Source organism: Pseudomonas sp. D2002 (assembly GCF_013385735.1).
Lineage (GTDB): Bacteria > Pseudomonadota > Gammaproteobacteria > Pseudomonadales > Pseudomonadaceae > Aquipseudomonas.
In genome coordinates, this window is the sequence record NZ_JACAPL010000003.1 from 1,167,323 (window position 1) to 1,184,000 (window position 16,678).

The following is a 16,678-nucleotide window of genomic DNA, read 5'->3' on the forward strand; positions in this document are numbered from 1 at the left end:
ACCTACAGCTGACGCCCGACCACCGGCTCGCCGATGGTGAGGAAATTCCCACCGGCGATATGGTGCAAGGTGCGCAATGAATCGTGGCCTTCGAAGTGCCAGTGCCCGTCGCTGAACACGCGTTCGTCGGCATAGGCCGCGACCACTTCGCCGAGGAATAAATCGTAGGTCTGCTGGTTATGAGGTTCGGGTAACAGACGGCATTCCAGCCACGCCACGCAACCTTCCAGCAACGGCGCTTCGGTGTGTTCACCGTTAAATGTCTGCAGGCCGTAGGCGGCGAACTTGTCGGTGTCTGCGCCGCTGGTGTTGCCGACCGTCTGCACCAGGTCGGCCTGGGCCACGCAAGGCACTTGCAGCACGAAGGTGCCGGCGCCTTCCAGCAGTTGGCGGGTCCAGGTGGCCTTGTCCAGCACCACGGCGACTTTCGGCGGTTCGAAATCCAGCGGCATGGCCCAGGCAGCGGCCATGATATTGCGCTTGCCGTCGTAGGCCGCGCTCACCAGCACGGTCGGCCCGTGGTTAAGCAAGCGGTAGGCCTTGGACAGCGGAACGGGGCGACGGTGGGTCGGGCTCATGGAGGGACGGCTCTTCAAGCAAGAAAAAACCTACGATACCTCAAGCACAAGCCCGACGGGTCAGCTCGACAGCTGATTGGCGAACTGCCCGACCGCGCTGACCACTTTTTGCGCACCGTCCTGGATCTCCACGATCACCGTGCCCGCCTCGGCGGCCAGCGCCAAACCATGCTCGGCTTGCAGGCGGCCCTCGGTCATCAAGCTCACCGCATCACGGGCCATGTCCTGGTTCTGACGCACCACACCGACAATTTCCTCGGTGGCCTTGCTGGTACGCGATGCCAACTGGCGCACCTCATCGGCCACCACGGCAAAGCCACGACCTTGCTCACCCGCACGCGCGGCCTCAATGGCCGCGTTAAGCGCCAGCAAGTTGGTCTGCTCGGCGATGCCGCTGATGGTCTTGACGATGGTGCCAATCACTTGAGACTGGGCGTTCAGCGCCTCGATGCCGTCGCCGGCCTGCTGCATGTGCTTGGCCAGGTCACGCATGACATCCACCGCCTGCGTCACCACAGTGGTGCCGCGCTGGGCACTGTTGTCGGTGTGCAGCGAGGTGCTGTAGGCGATGTTGGCGGCTTCGGCCACGGCCTGTTCCTGATTGACCTGGTCGGTGATCACGGTGGCGAACTTGACCACTTTGTACAGCCGATCGTTGGCATCCAGCACCGGGTTGTAGGTCGCCTCGAGCCACACCACGCGGCCATGGCTATCGACCCGCTTGAAGCGCGCCGCAACAAATTCACCGGCGTTCAAACGCTTCCAGAACTGCTGGTACTCGGCGCTGTTGTATTCCTCCGGCTCGCAGAACATGCGGTGATGTTTGCCCTGAATCTGCGCCAGGCTGTAACCCATGCCACCGAGGAAGCGGTCATTGGCGGTCAACACATGCCCGCCAAGGTCGAACTCGATGACCGCCGTGGAACGCACCAGCGCGGTGATCAGGTTTTCATGCTCGCGCGACGCCTCGATGGTGCGAGTGAGGTCGCTGGAGTAGATCGAAAAATGCTTGATGCGCCCATTCGAAGTGCGCACCGGTTGCAGGATCGAGCGCAGCCACGCCTCCTTGCCGTTGCCGCGCATCAGCCGCACGGTGCCGGCGAAGTGTTCGCCGCGCACCAGGGCATTCTTGAAGCGCAGTTGAAACGCGTCCTGGCGCAGGTGTGCCGGCACCAGGTCATCAATGTGACGCCCCAGAATATTGCTGGCCTGGTACGACAGTTCTTGCAGGAAGTTGGCGTTCGCCCACTCCACCCGGCCATCGGCGTCCAGCGTCAGGCACAGCATTTCGCTTTCCAGGCTCTCCTTGACCTGTTGCAAGCTGGACAACTCTTCGCGAAGAGCCGACAGCTCCTGCTTCAAACGGGTGTTGAACATTGGGCACCGATGGTCATTTGGGGAGGTGGATCTGACCTGCATCGGCGCTGTCGGCGTTTTCTGAAGCGTTTTTTCACGCCGGGCCAACTGTTTTCTTGGATCCATTAACCACCGTTATTTTTGCACACGCCCATCACTTGATACTCAAGGGTATTGAGCTTGCCGCTGGAGTCTTCATAAGTCATGCGCGACGGCACCGGATTGCACGAACGGATCGGCGGCGTCACGTTGACGACTTTGGCAATGTCCAGCTTCATGCCGTAGCGGTAGGCCTGAACCTCAGGCATCGGTTTGCCCTTTCTTTCGGCGTAGGCCGCCATGGCTTTTTCATTGCGCTCCATCATCAGGGCAAAGGTGCGATCCCCGCCGCCTTCTGCCAAAGCACCGAATGACAAGACTGCCGCTAATACACCCAAGCCGATTTTAAAAGCGTTCATAACAGTTTCCTCGATTGAAAAGTTCAGTAACGAGACTAATCAACCGACCCTGTCGCAATGTTCACTAAAACATTACTTATCTGTTAGGTGGGCGTGAGTTTCCAGAATTGTAATGTTGACGCCACCTAACCGTTATCCGCCGTTTGCAACTATCAGCCCGGGCCAGATCAATAAGAACGCCCATCCTATAAGAAGCTGAAAACTGCCAACCCCCAGGAGCGAAACATGAATATTGTTTACTACACCCTTCCCTTTTCACTGATTGCCGCACTGCCACTGGCAGCCGTCGCCGTGGAAGACAAACCTGAAGGCTTTATCGAAGGCAGCAGCGTGAACGTGCTGGCGCGCAACTTTTACTTCAACCGCGACGACCGCAAGGGCCAGTCCAGCCCTACCGGCAATGGCTATTCGGAAGCCTGGGCGCAGGGTTTGATCGGTAAATTCGAATCCGGGTTTACTCAAGGCACCGTGGGATTTGGCCTGGATGCGTTTGCCATGTACGGCCTCAAACTCGACTCGGGCACCGGCCGCAGCGGCGGCAAGGGCTCGTTTGGCGTATTGCCGGTAGACAGCGACAATAACCCTGAAAGTGGCTACAGCAAGTTCGGCGGCGCCGCGAAATTGCGTGTATTGGACACCGTCATCAAGGCCGGCGACGTGTTCCCGGCCACGCCGGTGGTGGCCGCCGGTGACTCGCGTTTATTGCCGGAAAGTTTTCGCGGCGTCACCGCACAGAACACCAGCATTGATCGCTTGCGCCTTCAGGGCGGACGCCTGAGCGGCATGAGCCAGCCCAGCGAAAGCGGCATGAACAAAGGCTTTGCGACCTTCTATGCGGGCAAGGTCGATTCGCCCTGGGCCGGCTATTTCGGCGGTGAATACAGCGTCAATAAACACCTCAGTGTCAGCCTGTACAGCAGCCGCCTGAAGGACGCCTGGGACCAGTACTATTTCGGCAGTGCCGCCAGTTACCCGCTGAATGACGACGTGTCGTTGTTCGGCGACTTCAACTATTACAAGGCCGTGGACGAGGGCAAAAAGCTGCTGGGGCAATTCGATAACACCATCTGGAGCGCGCGGCTTGGGGTCAAGGTCGGCGCCCACAGCCTGGCCGTGTCGCACCAGCGTAACAACGGCGATGACGACTTCGATTACCTGCGTCAATCGGACTCGATTTTCCTCAACAACTCCATCCAGTACAGCGACTTCAACTCGCCCAAGGAACGCTCGTGGATGGCGCGCTATGACTTGGACATGCAAGCCTTCGGTGTTCCCGGCCTGTCATTCATGACCCGTTACGCAAAAGGCACCGGCGCCGACTACAGCAACGCGAACGCTGTGTACATGCGCCGCGACTCGGCGGGTAACCCGCTGACGGATCAACGCCGCTGGGAGCGAAACTTCGAGGCCAAGTACGTGGTGCAAAGTGGCAACCTGAAAGATTTGTCGTTGCGGTTGCGCCAGGCAACCGTTCGCTCGAGTGCTTTCGAATCGGACCTGGAGGAAGTTCGCCTGATTGCCGAATACCCACTGGTGGCACTCTGAATAATCATTGCCGGGAACGTTTACATTCGTTCGCCCTTAACTAACATTTGCTCACAAAGTGATAACTATCAAAACTGTAATATTAGCCCCAGCTTCCCGTTAAGTTGAGCTTCCTATACTCGCTCAAACTTTTTTACACCGAGCAACATTCATCTCTGAAGCTTTTTCGGAGCTCCTTTGGAAAGAGATGATTTTTTAACGCCCCTCTGGGGCGTTTTTTTTGCGCGCCGGCTTAATCGCGACCAATGGTCGCAGTTGACCCTGAAGCTACTTCACACTTCAGACTTTTCCTACTCCCAAGACACCCTATTCCATAAGGAAATGGCGCCCTTCTCTCACCCGAAAAAGGTAAATCCCCATGCGTATCCTTGTAGTTGAGGACGAGCAAAAAACCGCCGACTACCTGCAGCAAGGCCTGAATGAAAGTGGTTATGTGGTCGACTGTGCGTCCAACGGTATCGACGGCCTGCACCTGGCCGGGCAGCACGCCTATGAGCTGGTCATCCTCGACGTCAACCTGCCAGGCAAGGATGGCTGGGAAGTGCTGGAGCAATTGCGCCGCAATGGCAGCCAACGCGTGATGATGCTGACTGCCCGCGGCCGGCTGGCCGACAAGATCAAGGGCCTGGACATGGGCGCCGATGATTACCTGGTCAAACCCTTCGAATTTCCCGAGCTGCTCGCGCGGGTTCGCACGCTGTTGCGTCGCAGCGAACATATCCCACAGCCGGACGTATTCCGCGTGCAGGACCTGGAGCTGGACCCACGCCGCCATCGCGCGTACCGCGGTACCCGGCGTATCGACCTGACCACCAAGGAATTCGCGCTGCTGCAGGTGCTGATGCGCCAGACCGGTGAAGTGCTGACCCGTACGCAAATTATTTCGCTGGTGTGGGACATGAATTTCGACTGCGACACCAACGTGGTGGAAGTGTCTATCAGCCGCCTGCGCGCCAAGGTGGATGACCAGAGTGAGGTCAAGCTGATCCACACCATTCGCGGTGTGGGATATGTGCTGGAGGCGCGTCAATGAAAGCCAGCAGTTTGTCGATGCGCCTGGGGCTGACGGTCAGCGTGATGGGCGCAGGCCTGGTGCTGTTGCTGGCCACCCTGGCCTACCTGGCGCTGACCCACGAGCTGGAAAAACTCGCGCGCAAGGGCCTGGAGAGCAAGATGGAACAGATCCAGCACAGCCTGTCACAGGGCTTGGATGCCAGCGCTATCCGAGCTCGCCCGCACGCGCTGATGGACTTGGTGATCGGCCATGACAACTTCTACCTGACCATCGTCGGCACAGCCCCCGATGACAGCGTGTTACTCAGCGCCGGGGCCAAACCGCAGGAACCGCTGCTGACAGACTTCACACCGCGCGAAACCCTCGGTTACCTCAACTGGGCCGACAGCAATGGTAACCAAGTACTCAGCGCTTCCAGCCTGATGCGCCTGGCCAGCGGCGAACGCGTACGCGTGCTGCTGTCCCTGGACCGGATGGACGACCAGGCACTGCTCAGTGCCTATCTTCGCGCCACAGTCATCGCGTTGCCCATGCTCTTGATATTGATCGGCATGGGCGCCTGGTGGCTGGTGCAGCGCGGGCTGGCGCCGTTGAAACAGTTCAGCGGTGTGGCGGCCAAAGTCACCACCCAGGACCTGACCCATCGCTTGTCCGTCGACAACCTGCCCAAGGAACTGGGCGAGTTGGCGCACGGCTTCAACGTGATGCTCGACCGCCTGGATGCGGGCGTACAGCAGCTGTCGCAATTTTCCGACGACCTCGCCCACGAACTGCGCGCGCCGCTGACCAACCTGATGGGCAAGGCCCAAGTGACGCTGTCGCGCCAGCGTCCGCCAGAAGCATACAAAGCGGTGTTGGAATCCAACACCGAAGAGCTGGAGCGCCTGGCGCGCATCGTTTCCGACATGCTGTTTCTGGCCCAGGTCAGCCACCCGGCAGCACGGGCGTCGTTCGTCGCCGTGTCGTTAATGGAGGAAGCTAACCGGGTGATGGACCTGTTCGCACTGAGCGCCGAAGACAAACAACTGACCCTGACCCTCAGCGGCGATGCACAGGTGCACGGTGATCGCCTGATGATTCAACGTGCGCTGTCGAACCTGCTGTCCAACGCGATCCGCCATAGCCCTGCGGGTTCGCATATTTCGCTGTTGGTAGAGGCCTACGGCAACCACGTGTCGTTGTCCGTCAGCAACCCCGGGCCAGGAATCGAAGCGCAACACCTGCCGCACCTGTTCGAACGTTTCTACCGCGTAGACAGCAGCCGCGCCCGCACCGAGGGCGGCACCGGGCTGGGCCTGGCCATCGTGCGGTCGATCATGACCCTGCACCAGGGGCAGGCCGATGTGCGCAGCCTGCCAGGTGGTTTCACCTTGTTTCGCCTGGTGTTTCCTCAAGTCGCTGCCTAGGTACTTCAAACTCAAGCAGATCCATGTGGGAGCCGTCGAGCTTCAGCGAGGCCGCGAAGGCGGTGGCACAGCCAATAGAAGTATCGCCTGAACCCCCGCTTTCGCAGCCTCGCTATAGCTCGACAGCTCCCACAGTTGATCCCTGGGATTTCAGTACAGCGCCCGCCTCATTCCTCCTTGCGATGCGCCCACTGTGTGATGTGCGCAGCCTGCCAGGTACTTCAAACTCAAGCAGATCCATGTGGGAGCCGTCGAGCTTCAGCGAGGCCGCGAAGGCGGCGGCACAGCCAATAGAAGTATCGCCTGAACCACCGCTTTCGCAGCCTCGCTAAGGCTCGACAGCTCCCACAGTTGATCTCTGGGATTTCAGTACCGCGCCCGCCTCATTCCTCCTTGCGATGCGCCCACTGTGTGATGTGTGCAGCCTGCCAGGTACTTCAAACTCAAGCAGATCAATGTGGGAGCCGTCGAGCTTCAGCGAGGCCGCGAAGGCGGCGGCACAGCCAATAGAAGTATCGCCTGAACCACCGCTTTCGCAGCCTCGCTATAGCTCGACAGCTCCCACAGTTGATCCCTGGGATTTCAGTACCGCGCCCGCCTCATTCCTCCTTGCGATGCGCCCACTGTGTGATGTGTGCAGCCTGCCAGGTACTTCAAACTCAAGCAGATCCATGTGGGAGCCGTCGATCTTCAGCGAGGCCGCGAAGGCGGCGGCACAGCCAATAGAAGTGTCGCCTGAACCACCGCTTTCGCAGCCTCGCTAAAGCTCGACAGCTCCCACAGTTGATCTCTGGGATTTCAGTACCGCGCCCGCCTTATTCCTCCTTGCGATGCGCCCATTGATACAGCGCCGGCAGTACCAGCAACGTGAGCAACGTAGAAGAAATAATCCCGCCGATCACCACCGTCGCCAACGGCCGCTGCACCTCGGCACCGGTGCCGGTGGCCAACGCCATGGGGATAAACCCCAGCGATGCCACCAATGCGGTCATCAATACCGGGCGCAAACGCGTGAGTGCGCCTTCGTTGACGGCCACCGACAACAGGCGCCCTTCCTCACGCAGGTTGCGGATAAAGGCAATCATCACCAGGCCGTTCAGCACCGCCACGCCGGACAGCGCGATAAAGCCCACGCCCGCCGAGATCGACAGCGGAATATCCCGCAGCCACAGCGCCATGATCCCACCGGTCAACGCGAAGGGAATCCCGGTAAACACCAGCAGGCCGTCCTTGAGGTTGTTGAACATCATGAACAGCAGCCCGAACACCAGCAGCAACGCCACCGGCACCACAATGCGCAAACGCTCGGAGGCTTCCTTCAGCTGTTCGAACTGGCCGCCCCATGTCGTCCAATAACCCGCCGGCACCTTCACCTGGGTGCTGATGGCCGCCTCGGCTTCGTCAACGAACGAACCGATATCTCGCCCGCGTACGTTGGCGCTGACGATGACCAAGCGCTTACCGTTCTCGCGGCTGATCTGGTTGGGGCCAAGCACCAGATCCAGACTGGCGACCTGGGACAAGGCAATAAAGCCCAACTGCCCCGACGCGCTACTGGCCAGCGCCGGCACCGGAATCAACAACCGCGACAACCCGTCAATATCAGTGCGCAGCGCGTCGGACAACCGCACGACCATATCAAAGCGCCGGTCACCTTCGTACAACGTACCGGCCTGGCGCCCACCGACCGCGACGGCAATGGTGTCTTGCACATCGCCCACATTCAGGCCAAAACGCGCGGCCTTGTCGCGGTCGATATTGATGGTCAGCACCGGCAGCCCGGAGGTCTGCTCGACCTTCACTTCCGAAGCGCCCTCAAGCTTTTGCAGGGTCTCGGCGATTTCTCCGGCGGTCTTGTTGAGCACCGCCATGTCGTCGCCAAATACCTTCACTGCCACGTCACTGCGCACCCCGGAAATCAGCTCGTTGAAACGCAGCTGGATCGGTTGCGACAGTTCATACGCACTGCCCGGCACAATCGCACTGGCACGCTGGATATCTTCGATCAAAGCCTCGCGGGACTTTTTCGGATCCGGCCATTGGTCCTTCGGTTTAAGCATCACATAGCTGTCGGAAATATTCGGCGGCATCGGGTCGGAAGCGATTTCCGCAGTGCCGGTCCGTGCGAAGACCCGCTCGATTTCCGGCACCTGGGCCATCAAAGTTTTTTCCAACTGCTGTTGCATCTGCACCGATTGCGTCAGGCTGGTGCCGGGCACTCGCAAGGCCTGTTGGGCAAAGTCACCTTCGCTGAGGCTGGGGATAAATTCGCTGCCCATACGACTGGCCACTGCCCCAGAAGCGACAATGGTCAGCACCGCAAGGCCGAACACCAGTGGACGGCGCGTCATCACCCAATCCAGCACCGGCGCATAGGTGCGGCGTGCGGTGCGCATTACCAGGTTTTCTTCTTCCTTGACCTTGCCGGTGACGAACAGCGCGATCGCGGCCGGCACGAACGTCACCGACAGAATCATCGCGCCGAGCAAGGCGATGACCACGGTGAACGCCATGGGGTGGAACATCTTCCCAGCCACACCGGTGAGGGCGAAGATCGGCAGGTACACCACCATGATGATCAATTGCCCGTAAATCAACGCGCGCCGCGCTTCCTTGGCGGCGGCGAACACTTCGTGCAGGCGCTCGCTGCGCGTCAGCAGGCGGCCATGGCGTTGCTGCGCATGGGCCAGGCGGCGAATGGCGTTTTCGACGATCACCACCGCGCCGTCGACAATAATCCCGAAGTCCAACGCGCCCAGGCTCATCAGGTTGGCGCTGACTTTGTTGGTGAACATCCCGGTGAAGGTGAACAACATTGCCAGGGGAATCACCATCGCCGTGATCAACGCCGCGCGGATATTGCCCAGGAACAGGAACAGCACCGCGACCACCAGCAACGCGCCTTCGAAGAGGTTTTTCTTCACCGTGGCGATGGCTTTTTCCACCAGGTTGGTGCGGTCGTAGACGGTGACGGCCACCACGCCTTCAGGCAACGAGCGGTTGATCTCTTCAAGTTTTTTCGCCACCGCCAGGGACACAGTTCGGCTGTTTTCACCAATCAACATGAACACCGTGCCCAGCACCACTTCGCGGCCATTTTCGGTGGCGGCGCCGGTGCGCAACTCACGGCCGATCTCGACCTGCGCCACGTTGCGCACGCGGATGGGTGTGCCGCCTGAGGTGGTGATTACGATGTTGGCGATGTCATCTATCGATGCCACTTGCCCTGGTGCGCGAATCAACAGTTGCTCGCCGCTGCGCTCGATATAACCGGCACCGACGTTGGCGTTGTTGCGCTCAAGCGCCGTGACTAAATCGGTCAACGTCAGGTTGTAGGCCGCCAGGCGTTTTGGGTCCGGGGCGATCTGGTATTCCTTGGCAAAGCCGCCAATGGTGTTGATCTCGGCCACGCCCGGCACGTTGCGCAGTTGCGGCTTGATGATCCAATCCTGAATGACGCGCAGGTCCGTCGGTGTGTAAGGCGTGCCGTCGTCCTTGAGTGCGCCGTCTTCCGCCTCGACAGTCCATAGGAAAATTTCCCCGAGGCCGGTGGAAATCGGCCCCATCGCGGTTTCGATACCCGTAGGCAACTGCTCGCGGGCCACTTGCAGGCGCTCGTTGACCAACTGGCGGGCGAAGAACAGGTCGGTGCCGTCTTTGAAGATCACCGTCACCTGGGACAAACCGGAGCGCGACAACGAACGCGTCTGCTGCAAACCCGGCAAGCCAGCCATGGCCGTTTCTATCGGAAAGGTAATGCGCTGTTCCGTTTCCAGCGGCGAAAACCCGGCCGCCGCCGAGTTGATCTGCACCTGCACGTTGGTGATGTCAGGCACCGCGTCGATGGGCAACTTCTGATAGCTGGCGATGCCGACACCGGCCATCAACAGCACCGCCAGCAGCACGATGATGCGCTGCTCGATGGCGAATTGGATAAGGCGCTCAAACATGGGGAATCACTCGCAGGATCAATGGGCGTGCTCGGCCGAGCCTTTACCCAGTTCGGACTTGAGGATGAAGCTGCCTTCGGTCGCCACTTGTGCCCCGGCGTCGAGACCTTTGCGCACCTCGACGTAGCCGTTTTCACTCACACCCAGTTCGAGATGGCGGGTGATGAAACCGTCCGCTGTGCGTACGAACACCGAGGGTTTGTCCTCGACGGTCTGGATCGCGGTTTGCGGGACGGTGACCTTGGCCTGGTAGGTGTCGGTGGCCAGTTGCACGGTGACAAACAGCCCTGGGCGCCACGCGTCGTCGGGGTTGGGCACGGTCACGCGCACGGTGGCAGTGCGCGTCTGCTCGCCGAGCAAGTTGCCGACGTAAGCCACGGTGCCGAGCACTTCGGTGCCCATTTCCGTGGAGCTGACTTTTACCGGTTTACCGACGCGTACCTTGTTCAAATCCTTGGGAAACACACCGAAGGTGACCCACACCTGGGACAAATCCGAAAGCGTGAACGCGTTGCTGGTTTCGCCGACCACTTCACCGACGCCCAGGTGTTTTTCCACCACAACGCCGGCGAACGGCGCGCGCAGTTCATAACGATTGCCACCCACCAATACTGCGCTGCCGCTGAGTGCGGTCATCTTCTGACGGGCGTTGTTCAGGGCAATTTCGGCCTCTTGCAGGGTCTGGCGCGCCAGCAGGTAATCCTGCTCGGCGGAGATCTCGTCCTTCCACAATTGGCGCTCGCGCTGGAAGGTGGTGCGCGCCAATTCGACGCGGCGCGCACTGGCTGCCAGCTCGCTGCGCTGGTCGGAAATCTGCTGGCTGGAAATCACCGCCAACAGCTCGCCTTTTTTCACTGACTGGCCGAGGTTGACCTTCACCGACTCCACCACACCGCCCGCGCGGGGGACGATATGCGAGGTGCGGTCCTCGTCGAATCGCACTTCTCCCGGCAGCGTCAGCAGCGTGCTGATCGAGCGCGGTTGGGCCTTGGCGAGTTGAATACCGGCGGCCTGGATCTGCTGCTCGGTAAGCTCGAGTTTGCCTTCCTCTTCGTCGGCCCGTGCAAAACCAGACAGCATCAGGCCCAGGGCGACGGCGAGCGCCACACCGTGTTTATGCTTCATAAAAGACTCCAGAAAAAATCAAAAGCGGGCGAGGTCGCCGTAAATCCGTTCGATGCGCACCCAGGCGTCGGTGGCCTGGGCGGTCGCCGTGAGGTATTGGGTGCGGGCTGCGATCAACGTGCGCTGGGCGTCGAGCACATCGATGAAGTTGAACTTGCCCATCTCGAAACCACGGGTGGCGCTGTCCACCGCGCTCTGGGCGGCGGGCAGGATTTGCTGGTTGAAGGTGCGCACTTCGGTATTCGCGGTTTGCCACAGGTCCAGGGCCTGGCGCGTTTCGGTGCGCAGGCGCAGTTCGACGGCATTGCGCAGGTCGCGGGCCTGGTCGGCGCGACGGCTGGCAGCGAGCACATTGCCCTGGTTACGGTTGAACAGCGGAATCGGCATCGACACGCCCACCAGGTTCACGCGCTCACGCACACTGGCGTCGTACTGGCTGCCGATCGACACATCGAGGTCGGGAATCCGCTGGGCCTTTTCCAGGCCCACGCTGGCTTCGCTTTGAACAATCTGCAGCTCGGCCAGGCGCAGTTCGGTGGTTTGCTCAAGCCGCGCCAGCAATTGCGCGGAGGCCGGCAACGGCGGTGCGGATTGGCTTTGCGTGGCCACGGCCTGGAAGTCGGGTGTGGCGCTACCGGTACTGGCGGCAAGGCGACGATAAGCATCGCTCAAGCCGATTTGCGCGCGGTTCAACTCCAGGCGAATCTCCGACACCTGCACCTGGGCACGCGTGGCTTCCACCGGCGACGATTTGCCCGCCTTGACGCGGCCATTGGCGACCACCAGGCCGCGCTCGGCCAAGGCCATTGAGCGTTGCGCCAGGTCGAGGCGTTCCTGGGCGCGCAGGGCGCCGTAATAGCTGTCGATCACGTCAGCACGCAGGCCGTTGCGACGCTGTTCCAGGGCCAGCGCGGCGGCGTCCTGTGCGCGTGTGGCCACGTCGATGCGCGCGCCGCGCTTGCCACCGAGCTCCAGGGTCTGGCTGAGTTTGATGGAGGTGGTACGCGAGTTGCGGCGAGTGTCTTCGGCATCCCAGGACGCCACCGGGTTGGGGATCAAGCCCGCCTGTTGACGACCGCCTTGGGCAATGTCGATTTCCCATTGCGCGGCAGCCAAATCAGGATTGTTGGCGAACGCGGCTTGCAGGGCTGAGTCGAGGGTAAGGGTTTGGGCCTGGGCAGCGCTTGCGGCCACCCAAAACGCTGCTGCCCCCAAAAGTATTTTAACGGAAAGTGCCATAACGAGAGTTCCACGCCCATGAAGTCGCTGAGATTTCCCAGCGGGGGCAATGTAGCTTTCGTTACTTATCAGGGCGGTGGGCGCAACATTACAAATCCGTTAGCCTGGATCAGGCATGCACCTCATCATGCTCGTCGTGCTGAAAACCTTCGCCTTCGACCTGCAAGGTGACGTGGGAAATATCGAATTGTTCGTGCAGCAATTCCGTCACCCGCGTGAGGATCTGTTGCTCGGTGCCCAGCGCCGAATCCGCCACCACGTGGGTGCTCAGCACGTTCTTGCCGCTGGTGAGCGCCCAGATATGCAGGTCATGTACGTCCTTCACGCCCGGCACACCTCGAATTGCCTGCTCGACCTGATCGATATCGATACCATCCGGCACGCCTTGCAGCAACACGTTCATGCTTTCCTTGAGCAGGGTCCAGGTGCGCGGTAAAACCCAGAAGCCGATGGCCGCCGCGACAACGGAGTCGATCCAGCCCCAGCCGGTCAACATGATCACCACCGCCGCGATGATCACACCGATGGAGCCGAGCATGTCGCTCCACACTTCCAGGTAAGCGCCCTTCACATTCAGGCTTTCACCGCTGGCGGCACTGAGCAGCTTCATGGAAACCAGGTTGACGACCAGCCCCAGCACGGCAATCACCAGCATGCCGGTGGACTGGATTTCAGCCGGTGCCTGCAGCCGTTGATAGGCCTCATACAGGATGTAAAACGCCACGGCGAACAGCAGCAACGCATTGAACGCCGCCGCCAATATCTCGAAACGCGCATAACCGAAGGTGCGTTTGCGGTCGGCAGCGCGCTTGGCGACCTGGATCGCGACCAGGGAAATCGCCAGGGCCAGGGCGTCGGTCATCATGTGCGCGGCGTCGGACAACAGCGCCAGGCTGCCGGTGATAAAGGCGCCGATCACCTCGGCAATCATGAAGCTGCCGGTCAGGCCCAGCGCGATCCATAAAAGACGCTCGTGGCCGGCGCGTGCCTGGCCGTGGTTATGTCCTGCGCTCATGAAATGTCCTCAAAAGATGGGGTGCGTTGATCATAGAGCTATAGGCCAAATCCCAGCGCATGGGTTGCAAATTTGTCATGCGCGCGACAGGTCGCCGTTAAACGCTGCGCACCAAAATCGCACATGAACGCTCTGGAACAGTTCTATCAGGTATGCTTTTCCAGCAGGAAACAAGAAGAAACAAATTAGCCAACCTGTTCGATAAGGAGTCCCGTTTTGGAGTTATCGACTGCCGCGTGGATGGTTCACGACACCCGCCTCATGTTCTGCGTTCTGCTGGCGATCGCCAGCATCATTGTGTTGATCAGTGCGACCAAACTGCCGCCATTCCTGTCGATTCTGATCGGCACGTTTATCGCCGGTGTGGGCGCCGGGTTGCCCCCGGAAGAAGTCGCCAAGGCCTTCAGCAAAGGCGCCGGTGCGATCCTCGGTGAAGCCGGGATCATCATTGCCCTGGGCGCGATGCTCGGCGCGTTGATGGCTGAATCCGGGGCGGCCGACCGTATCGCCACCACGTTGCTCGGGCTGGGCAAAGGCAAGTCGTTGCCTTGGGTGATGGCGCTGGTGGCCATGGTGATCGGCTTGCCACTGTTCTTCGAAGTAGGCCTGGTGATGATGGTGCCGATCATCTTTGTCATGGCCAAACGTTCGAACCAGCCGCTGCTGAAAATCGCCATTCCGGCGCTGGCCGGCATGACGACTTTGCACGCCTTGATGCCACCGCATCCGGGACCATTGATTGCGGTGAGCGCGCTGCACGCCGACCTGGGCCTGACCATGTTGCTGGGCTTCTGCCTGGCGGTGCCGGCGGTTATTCTCGCCGGCCCGCTGTATGGCAACTGGCTGTCCAAGCGCCTGCACGTGGATGAACCGGCCGACATCGGCGCGCTGTTCAGCGCACCGCCCAAGGCGCCGCGCCAGCCGAGCTTCGGTGTGTCGCTGCTGATCATCCTGTTGCCAGTCATTTTGATGCTCGGCAGCACCTTGGCCAAAGTCGCCATGTCGCCGGAAAACCCAGTGGCATTGACCTTGAAGTTCCTTGGTGAACCGCTGATCGCCCTTGGCCTGGCCGTGATCGCCGCAGTGATCTGCCTGGGCTGGGCCGCCGGCATGCCGCGCGCCGAAGTCGGCAACACGCTGCGTAAAGCCCTAGCGCCCATCGCCGTGTTGCTGCTGACCATCGGCGCCGGTGGCGGCCTCAAGCAAACGCTATTGGACGCCGGCGTCAGCCAGACCATCAGTAAAGTCGCTGAAGGCGCGCACATGCCGTATCTGCTGCTGGCGTGGTTGATCGCCGTGGCCCTGCGCCAGGCGACCGGCTCGGCGACCGTCGCCACCACCACCACAGCGGGCATTCTCGCGCCGATGATGGCCGGGCTGGCGGCGACCCAGAGTTCACTGGTGGCGCTGGCAATTGGCGCCGGCTCGGTGTTCTTCTGCCACGTTAACGACGCCGGGTTCTGGATGGTGCGCGAGTACTTCGGCTTGCAACTCAAGCAGACGATTTGGGTATGGTCGGTGTTGCAGACGATTGTTTCTGTCGTAGGTTTGGTGGGTACGCTGGTGCTGTGGCACTTCTTGACGTAACCCTCAGGTCGCCAACGTGTGGCGCTTGCCAAACAGCGCCACACTCACCACCCCCACCGCGCCCATCACCACGCAATACCCCACGCAAATCCACGGGCTGGTCGGCATCAACGCAATCAACAGCAGCGGCGTGGTGCTCGCCCACAGCGCGTAGGCAATGTTGTAGGTAAACGAAATCCCCGACACCCGCACCTGCGCCGGGAACAGCCCGACCATCACCGACGGCACCGCGCCGACTACGCCGCAACTCAAGCCCGCCACGGCGTATGCCGCGCCCAGCCACACGCCGCCGCCGATCAGGCTGGCGTATAACACCGCAATGCCCACCGGCAACAGCAGGCTGTAGACCAGCACCGCGCGCCAGGCGCCGATGCGGTCTACCAACAGGCCGGCAAGTACGCAGCCGATATTCAGGAAGACGATGCCCAGCGCGCTCAAGGCGAAGGTGTGGCTGGGGCTCATGCCGAAGGTCTTTTGCATCATGGTCGGCGTGATGACCACCAGCACCACCACGGCCGAGGTGAGAACGCAGGTGAGGATCATCGCCGGCAGCAGCACGGCGCGATGGTCGCGCAACACGGTGCGCAGCGGCATTTCAGCCGCAGCCTGGCGGCGGGCCTGCATTTCGAGGAACACCGGGGTTTCGCTGAGCCAGCGGCGCAACCACACACCGATCACGCCGAACACGCCGCCGAGCAGGAACGGGAAGCGCCAGGCGTAATCGAGGATTTCGGCCGGGGTGAAGACTTGCGCCAGCAGCGTCGCGGTGAGTGCGCCGAGCAGGTAGCCGAAGGTCAGCCCGGCTTGCAGGAAGCCCAGGGCGTAGCCGCGGTGATGACGTGGGGCGTGCTCGGCGACGAAGGTCCAGGCGCTGGGCACTTCGCCGCCCACCGCCGCGCCTTGCAACACACGCAGCACCAGCAGGATCAGCGGGGCGAAATAGCCGATTTGCGCGTAGGTCGGCATGACCCCGATCAGCAGGCACGGCAGCGCCATCATCAGGATGCTCAGGCTGAACACGCGTTTGCGCCCCAGGTGATCGGCGAAATGCGCCATCAGGATGCCGCCGAGCGGTCGTGCCAGGTAGCCGGTCACGAAGATGCCGAAACTTTGCAGCAGGCGCAGCCACTCGGGCATTTCCGGCGGGAAAAACAGCTGGCTGAGGGTCAGCGCAAAGAACACGAAGATAATGAAGTCGTAGATTTCCAGGGCACCGCCGAGGGCGGCCAGGCCCAGGGTTTTGTAGTCGGAGCGGGAAAAACGCTGCGCCTGTGGGGAAAAGGTGGCAGTCATGTGCAAGCTCGGCAGACAAACAAAATGGCGTGCAGGTTATGAGCTGAGCCCAATGATGGCAATCGCGACAGATATATTTGTTTTACTCATGGATCGATGAAGATAACTGCA

The 16,678-nt window shown here is 60.8% G+C and carries 12 protein-coding genes and 1 pseudogene; 4 read left to right on the forward strand and 9 right to left on the reverse strand.

The features are described 5' to 3' along the window. Nucleotides 1-2: 2 nt before the first annotated feature. The 4 genes and pseudogenes from HX783_RS08715 to HX783_RS08725 form a co-directional block, all read right to left on the reverse strand. The gene (locus HX783_RS08715; RefSeq protein ID WP_177016616.1) at nt 3-578 is read right to left on the reverse strand and encodes a flavin reductase family protein; all 576 of its coding nucleotides are present in this window, start codon (nt 576-578) and stop codon (nt 3-5) included. Between the two features lie 60 nt (nt 579-638). Beyond that, on the reverse strand, nt 639-1,070 hold the full coding sequence (locus HX783_RS30230) for a methyl-accepting chemotaxis protein (protein WP_371317668.1): 432 nt from the start codon (nt 1,068-1,070) through the stop codon (nt 639-641). Nucleotides 1,071-1,178: 108 nt separating this feature from the next. Further along, nucleotides 1,179-2,060, reverse strand: a pseudogene (locus tag HX783_RS30235) (PAS domain-containing protein); the annotation flags it as partial. Further along, nucleotides 2,060-2,392: a DUF2790 domain-containing protein gene (locus HX783_RS08725; protein ID WP_159954032.1), complete on the reverse strand. Its 333-nt coding sequence runs from the start codon at nt 2,390-2,392 to the stop codon at nt 2,060-2,062. The pseudogene HX783_RS30235 and the gene HX783_RS08725, both read right to left, overlap by 1 nt. A gap of 225 nt (nt 2,393-2,617) precedes the next feature. Here HX783_RS08725 and HX783_RS08730 point away from each other — a divergent pair, with 225 nt between their 5' ends. The 3 genes from HX783_RS08730 to HX783_RS08740 all read left to right on the forward strand — a co-directional run bounded on the left by HX783_RS08730 (nt 2,618) and on the right by HX783_RS08740 (nt 6,358). Then, nucleotides 2,618-3,937, forward strand: coding sequence for an OprD family porin (locus tag HX783_RS08730; protein WP_177016618.1), 1,320 nt, complete (start codon nt 2,618-2,620; stop codon nt 3,935-3,937). A gap of 358 nt (nt 3,938-4,295) precedes the next feature. Next, a complete protein-coding gene (locus HX783_RS08735) occupies nt 4,296-4,970 on the forward strand; it encodes a heavy metal response regulator transcription factor (RefSeq protein ID WP_159954030.1) in 675 nt (224 codons plus the stop codon). After that, a complete protein-coding gene (locus tag HX783_RS08740) occupies nt 4,967-6,358 on the forward strand; it encodes a heavy metal sensor histidine kinase (protein WP_159954029.1) in 1,392 nt (463 codons plus the stop codon). The genes HX783_RS08735 and HX783_RS08740 overlap by 4 nt, the downstream gene beginning before the upstream one ends. An 815-nt stretch (nt 6,359-7,173) precedes the next feature. On the opposite strand, the gene HX783_RS08745 is transcribed toward HX783_RS08740, so the two are convergent. The 4 genes from HX783_RS08745 to HX783_RS08760 form a co-directional block, all read right to left on the reverse strand. Next, nucleotides 7,174-10,308 carry a CusA/CzcA family heavy metal efflux RND transporter gene (locus tag HX783_RS08745; RefSeq protein ID WP_159954028.1) on the reverse strand — a complete coding sequence of 1,045 codons (3,135 nt, stop codon included), beginning with the start codon at nt 10,306-10,308 and terminating at the stop codon, nt 7,174-7,176. Nucleotides 10,309-10,326: 18 nt separating this feature from the next. Next, complete coding sequence (locus HX783_RS08750) at nt 10,327-11,433, reverse strand: efflux RND transporter periplasmic adaptor subunit (protein WP_177016619.1); 1,107 nt, start codon at nt 11,431-11,433, stop codon at nt 10,327-10,329. Between the two features lie 18 nt (nt 11,434-11,451). After that, the gene (locus HX783_RS08755; protein WP_177016620.1) at nt 11,452-12,672 is read right to left on the reverse strand and encodes a TolC family protein; all 1,221 of its coding nucleotides are present in this window, start codon (nt 12,670-12,672) and stop codon (nt 11,452-11,454) included. Nucleotides 12,673-12,781: 109 nt separating this feature from the next. Beyond that, nucleotides 12,782-13,687: a cation diffusion facilitator family transporter gene (locus tag HX783_RS08760; protein ID WP_177016621.1), complete on the reverse strand. Its 906-nt coding sequence runs from the start codon at nt 13,685-13,687 to the stop codon at nt 12,782-12,784. Between the two features lie 216 nt (nt 13,688-13,903). Here HX783_RS08760 and HX783_RS08765 point away from each other — a divergent pair, with 216 nt between their 5' ends. After that, nucleotides 13,904-15,274 carry a gluconate:H+ symporter gene (locus HX783_RS08765; RefSeq protein ID WP_177016622.1) on the forward strand — a complete coding sequence of 457 codons (1,371 nt, stop codon included), beginning with the start codon at nt 13,904-13,906 and terminating at the stop codon, nt 15,272-15,274. A gap of 3 nt (nt 15,275-15,277) precedes the next feature. Here the strand turns inward: HX783_RS08765 and HX783_RS08770 are convergent, their stop codons facing one another. Beyond that, nucleotides 15,278-16,567, reverse strand: coding sequence for an MFS transporter (locus HX783_RS08770; protein WP_177016623.1), 1,290 nt, complete (start codon nt 16,565-16,567; stop codon nt 15,278-15,280). Nucleotides 16,568-16,678: the final 111 nt, after the last annotated feature.